Genomic DNA, 6,035 nt, shown 5'->3' with positions numbered 1-6,035 from the left:
GCCCGTCCTTTTTGGACGGGCGGGACGCCCATCCCACAATAACAATTAAAATTGTAAGTTATTTAATTCGCGATCCTAATGACTAATGACTAATGACTGCTGTCGAAGCGGAATCTCGATCGCAAACTCAGTACCTTTCCCCAATTCCGAATTGCATTGTAAAACACCGCCGTGTTTCTCTACCACAATTTGGTAACTAATTGACAGTCCTAATCCAGTACCTTTTCCCACTGCCTTAGTCGTGAAAAAAGGGTCAAATATGCGTTGTCTCATAGATTCCGAAATTCCCGTACCGTTATCAGAAATCCGAATCAGCGCGCTAGGAATAGTACCATTAAGTTGACCGACAGCAGTAGAGATTTTAATTTGAGGAGCTACAGATTGACCAGCGAGCAACTTGTGCGATTCCAAAGCATCGATCGCATTCCCGATTACATTCATAAACACCTGATTCAACTGTCCAGCATAACACTCAACTCGAGGCAAAATGCCGTATTCTTTCACTAGCACAATGTTTGCACCGTCCGCATTAGATTTCAGCCTGTGCTGTAAAATTAACAGCGTGCTGTCAATGCCCTCGTGAATATCAACCGCCTTCATTTGACTTTCGTCAAGACGAGAGAAATTCCTTAAAGACAGAACTATTTGACGGATGCGATCGGCTCCTACCTTCATTGAGGATAGCAATTTTGGCAAATCTTCTAGCAGAAATTCCAAGTCAATATCTTCACTCAATTTGTCTATTTCAGGACTATAAGCGGGATATTGCTGCTGGTAAAGTTCTAGCAAACTCAGTAAGCTAGCAGTATATTCACTAGCGTGATTGAGATTGCCGTAAATAAAATTAACCGGATTGTTAATTTCGTGAGCAATCCCGGCTACCAGTTGCCCCAAACCCGACATTTTTTCAGTTTGAATCAATTGAGCTTGAGTGTGCTGCAAATCCTTTAAACTTTGAGCGATTTGTTCTGCTTGGCGTCTGGTTTGAGCCAGCAAATCGGCTTGTTGGATAGCTACGCCTAACTGATTGGCAATCTGAGCTAAAAAGTTAACTTCTGAACTTTCCCAACAGCGGGGCCCAGAATGTTGATATGCTGTCAATAAACCCCAAAGTTCTTGTCCTACAAAAATCGGCGCGATCGCATAAGCCTTCACCTGAAATTGCTCTAAAATACCGACGTGACACTCGGAGTGACAAGCTTGATAGATATCGTCAACGGCTATAGTTTCATTATTCAGATACTTGCCGCCTTGGTTTGACTGCAAATAAGTATCTTGCCAAGCCGTATTGATACCTTCCCCTACCAATTTCCTCCAGCCATTTTTTACAAATTCGGCAATATATTGACCGCTCAAATCAGGATTGAAGCGATAAACGGCTATTCTATCGACTTGCATAAACTGACAAACTTCTTGAGTAGCCGTCTTAAAAATTGCGTCGATATCGAGAGATTCTCGAATCTTAGCCACCACTTCAAACAGTATCCGCTGTTGCTCTGCTGCCCACTGCAAATCAACTGATTGCTGCCGCGTTTTAGCCAACAAATCTGCTTGTTCTAATCCTACACTCAACTGAATTCCCACTTGCGTAGCAAACTGAATTTCCGAAGTGTTCCAATGGCGCGAACCGCTGCACTGGTGCACGCACAGCAAACCCCAAAGTTCACTGCCATTCATCAGCGGCATAATCACCTGAGCTCTAATTTGAAATTGAGCTAAAAGAGCAACATGGCAGTCTGAAAGTCCTGCATTTTCGACATCTTGTAGCACTTGAATCTGTCCCTGACTATATTTTTTGGCATACTTTTCGCTAAAGAAATGATCGCGAACTTTTACATCCATTGCCGAAGAAAAACCAGGTAAAACATCTTCGGTAATAAATTCGCCTTCATTAAAGTTTAAACTAGGATCAAAGCGATAAATGCCAACTCTATCGGCCTTTAATGTCCGCCGCACTTCTGTAGTTGTAGTACGAAAAATTGTATCTAAATCGAGAGATTGTCGAATCTTAGCAACTACCTCAAACAGTATTCGCTCCTGCTCTGCTACCCGCTGCAACTCAACTGCTTGCTGCTGAGTTTGAGCGAGCAAATCTGCTTGTTCTAAAGCGATGCTTAGCTGAGCGGAAATTTGGGTAGCAAACTTAATTTCGGAAGATTCCCAGTTGCGGGGAGCCGAACATTGGTGTACGCAAAGCAACCCCCAAAGGTCGTTGCCTTTCATAATCGGTGCAACTAAAGTAGCTTTGACCTGAAATTGCTCCAAGACTTTCTGAAAGCAATCTTGCAGTCCGGCTTGTCTGATGTCAGACATGGCGTGAACTCGCCCCTGAGAGTAAAGATTGGCGTAGTTTTCTCCAAAGCAGCGATCGTGTACTTTGACTGCCATTGCTGACCGAAAATCTGGCAAAACATCTTCGGCAACGAATTCGCCGTCGTTAAATTCTGATGCGGAATCAAAGCGGTAAACCGCCACTCTATCGGCATTTAAAGCCCGCCGCACTTCCTGGGACATCGTGCTAAAAATCTTGTTTAAGTCGAGGGATTGCCGCATTTTTGCCACCACTTCAAACAGCACTCGCTGCTGTTGGGTCAACTGCTGTAGTTGAGCAGTGCGCTTTTGAACTTGATTTTCTAAATTGGTGTTAAGTTCCTCTATTTGTCGATCGAGTTGGTAGTGGTTAATAGCATTAGAAAAGTGCGTGCCAAAAATGTGGAGCAATTCAATTTCTTCAGCATTCCATTCGCGAATTTGGGCAGTTTTTGACTCTTTCCACGCTTCAAAAGATATCCGAGATTGGGCGAGCCGCGCGTCGCTATCAAACTGTCTAGCCCAGAGAGTTTCGGTGTCAAATTCTTCTCGAAAAATGGTCAAGTAACCGAATATTTGCTGGCGGGTTCTGAGCGGTACGATTAAAATGCTGCGAATTTTGGTCGATCGAAATGCAGGTTGCAGGCTTCTCAAACTGCTAATTTGGTACAAGTCGGGAATTGCCCAAACCTGTTGCTCGCCGGATTTAAAATATTCGTGCCAAACGCTGTATTGCTCAACCTGCGGGTATTTTGCCGAAATTTGCATCTTCGGCCCAGAGCCGCAAGTGTAGACTGTCAGTTCGCCAGTGGAGTTATCCGAATAGGGAACTAGATTCGTAACCTTGCTGCTGTCGGAAACGAATGGTGTGGCGAAAATGCACAGCCTGCCGCCGGCTGCATCTAGTGCTGCTACCGATTCTGCCAAAGCTGTTTGGAGTTCAATCGCCGGCGGGGAGTTAAGGGCTGCGGCGACGCGGTTGACGGCAGCTTCCCGTTGAGCTTTCGCCCTCGCTTGGGCGAGGAGGGTTGATTGGGCTATGGCGACGCCGAGCTGATCTGCCACCATCTGAACGCCTTGGAGTTCGTTTTCTGTCACACTCCGGGACTCGGAGTGGTGAGATACCAACAACCCCCAGAATTCTTCGCCGTGAAAAATTGGTACTACCAAGCAAGCCTTGACGCCCAGTGCAGTCAAGTATTCAGCGTGGCAGGGGTCAACCGCACGAAAGCGTATTTCGTCGGGCAGCAGTTGGCCGGAAAGCGACTCGCGACGCGGACTTTGGCCTAGCTGACCGGAATCTATATCGACGATTGATCGCACCTGTAGTTGCGCGAACAGTTCGCGGGCGTGAGGGGGAATATCGTCTGCTGGAAAATGCAAACCCAATAGGGAGGGCAAGCGGTTGCCGTTAATTGATTCGGCAATCACTTCACCGCTACCGTCGCTATGAAATTTGTAGATTTTTACTCTGTCTGTTCCCAAGAAGGATTGAACTTCCGCTGCTGTTGCGCTCAGAATTTCGGGTAGTTCTAGAGAGTGGCGAATGCGGTTGGCGATGCGTTCGAGCAAATTTGCTCGATCGAACCTCACCTTGACATTTTCGATCTTTAATGAGTCCATTATTAATTTTTTGCTTTCCTAGCAATAACAGTAAGCGGCCCAAAAGTTTTGTGCCTGTTAAAAAATTCGGCAAGCACAGCCATTTAATAAAATATAAATATCCTGATGCCCGATCGTCGATTAGTTTTGCACCTGTAGCGATCGGCCTTAAAATTGCAACTTTTCAGTGCAACTTTCCATTCTGTGGAATTAAAACTTTTGTACTTTAAATATAAACTTTGTAGAGCCGGCATTGCAAGCTCAATACCCCAACGGATTAAAATTGTCAAGTTTCAAGACTTGTAGAGTCATTCACCGCCAGCGATGAAGGTGGCACCGAAATATCTCAGTCCTGGATGCAAAAGCTGGCGGAGGAACGAGCTTACAGAAAGAAACAGCATGGAATTCAAAAGGTTAACTCAGAAATCGGGTTTCTACCTCTACGATTGTATCTGCTGCTAGTGGGCTCCGAGAATGGTCGATCGACAATCCGTAGCTTTTTCAGATATTATTAGGTCAAAAAAAAGCTCCTGCAGTTAAGCAGGAGCCTTTTTCAACTAGACAATCAAATCAGAAATAAATTCGATCGATTAGTCTAAGTCTGGCATAGCCAGCACTGGTTCATTTTCGCGATCGATACCCTTCTCAAAGCCAGCGACAGCCGCGCGAGCGCGACCAGCGTGCCACAAGTGGCCGACCAAGAAGAAGAAACCCATCACAAAGTGGAAACAGGACAGCCAAGAACGAGGAGAAGTGAAGTTAAACGAGTTAACTTCAGTCGCCACACCGCCCACAGAGTTCAAAGAACCCAAAGGAGCGTGAGTCATGTACTCAGCCGCGCGGCGAGCTTGCCAAGGCTGAATGTCATTCTTGATTTTGTTCAAGTCCAAACCGTTAGTACCGCGCAAGGGTTCCAACCAAGGGCCTTGGAAATCCCAGAAACGCATCGTTTCACCGCCGAAAATGATTTCGCCAGTAGGAGAGCGCATCAGGTATTTACCCAGACCGGTGGGGCCTTGTGCAGAACCGACGTTAGCACCCAAGCGTTGGTCGCGGATCAGGAAGGTCAAAGCTTGCGCTTGAGAAGCTTCCGGGCCCGTCGGGCCGTAGAATTCGCTGGGGTAAGCAGTGTTGTTGAACCAGACAAAGCAGCAAGCGATGAAGCCCATCAGGGACAAAGCGCCCAAGCTGTAAGACAGGTAAGCTTCGCCAGACCAGATTAAGGCGCGGCGAGCCCAGCCGAAAGGCTTGGTCAAAATGTGCCAAACACCGCCAGCGATACAAATCAGGCCCAGCCAGATGTGACCGCCGATGATGTCTTCCATGTTGTTGACGCTGACAATCCAGCCTTCGCCACCAAAAGGAGAGCGCACCAAGTAGCCAAAAATCACAGCCGGATTCAGAGTGGGGTTCGTGATAATACGCACGTCGCCGCCGCCCGGAGCCCAAGTGTCATAGACACCGCCGAAGAACATGGCCTTAGCTACCAACAGCAAGCAACCGCCACCCAACAAAATTAGGTGATAGCCGATGATGTTGGTCATCTGGTTCTTATCTTTCCAGTCGTACCCGAAGAAAGAAGAGTATTCTTCGAGAACTTCCGGGCCGCGAACGGCGTGATAAATGCCGCCCAAACCGAGAACAGCAGATGAAATCAAGTGAAGAACGCCGACTACGAAGAACGGGAAGATATCAGTGACTTCACCGCCAGGGCCTACACCCCAACCCAAAGTAGCGACGTGGGGCATCAAAATTAAGCCCTGTTCGTACATGGGCTTTTCTGGGATAAAGTGAGCGACTTCAAACAAAGTCATTGCACCGGCCCAGAACACGATCAAGCCAGCGTGAGCGACGTGGGCGCCCAGCAGTTTGCCGGAGAGATTGATTAAACGAGCGTTGCCAGACCACCAAGCGAACCCGGAGGATTCTTGGTCGCGACCGCTTGCGTAGGAATTAGAGAGCGTTACCACCCGGTAGAACCTCCAACGATTTTAGATTTTGGATTTTGGGTTTTTTTGTTCCCTAGTAGGGCACGGGAGTACCGCGCCTGCGCCGGGGAATTGGGATTTGGATTTCAGATTAATTTAAAAAAAGTAAATTAATCTGAAATCCAAATCCTGATT

2 protein-coding genes are annotated in these 6,035 nt (G+C 47.1%); both read right to left on the bottom strand.

What is annotated here, in order from left to right; all coding sequences use genetic code 11:
- Positions 1 to 75: 75 nt before the first annotated feature.
- Positions 76 to 3,933 carry a GAF domain-containing protein gene (locus QUB11_RS24260; protein WP_333200435.1) on the bottom strand — a complete coding sequence of 1,286 codons (3,858 nt, stop codon included), beginning with the start codon at positions 3,931 to 3,933 and terminating at the stop codon, positions 76 to 78.
- 569 nt (positions 3,934 to 4,502) lie between these two features.
- Positions 4,503 to 5,882 carry a photosystem II reaction center protein CP43 gene (gene psbC / locus QUB11_RS24255; protein WP_333102538.1) on the bottom strand — a complete coding sequence of 460 codons (1,380 nt, stop codon included), beginning with the start codon at positions 5,880 to 5,882 and terminating at the stop codon, positions 4,503 to 4,505.
- Positions 5,883 to 6,035: the final 153 nt, after the last annotated feature.

It is taken from the genome of Microcoleus sp. B6-A1, from assembly GCF_036705085.1.
In the GTDB taxonomy this organism is placed as follows: domain Bacteria; phylum Cyanobacteriota; class Cyanobacteriia; order Cyanobacteriales; family Microcoleaceae; genus Microcoleus.
This window is presented reverse-complemented; position numbering and strand designations above follow the sequence as displayed.